The sequence below is a fragment of the Flavonifractor sp. HCP28S3_F3 genome, assembly GCF_052065355.1.
In the GTDB taxonomy this organism is placed as follows: Bacteria; Bacillota; Clostridia; order Oscillospirales; family Oscillospiraceae; genus Flavonifractor.
Map to the genome: position 1 here is coordinate 1 of NZ_JBQHUF010000049.1, position 316 is coordinate 316.

Annotated in this window: 1 rRNA gene; it reads right to left on the minus strand. The window is 51.6% G+C overall.

The features are described 5' to 3' along the window. Positions 1-316: ribosomal RNA gene (locus ACTNB1_RS14910) — 23S ribosomal RNA — on the minus strand; the annotation flags it as partial.

The following is a 316-nucleotide window of genomic DNA, read 5'->3' on the forward strand; positions in this document are numbered from 1 at the left end:
CAACCTGCCCATGGATAGGTCACCCGGTTTCGGGTCTATTGCCACTGACTTTATGCGCGCTATTAACACTCGGTTTCCCTTCGCCTCCGGTACTGAATACCTTAAGCTTGCCAGTAACAATAACTCGCCGGACCATTCTACAAAAGGTACCTCATCACACTTTAACGTGCTTTGAGTGCTTGTAAGCACAAGGTTTCAGGTTCTGTTTCACTCCCCTCCCGGGGTCCTTTTCACCTTTCCCTCACGGTACTGCTCCTCTATCGGTCATCAGGTAGTATTTAGGGTTGGAGGGTGGTCCCCCCAGTTTCCCACCGGG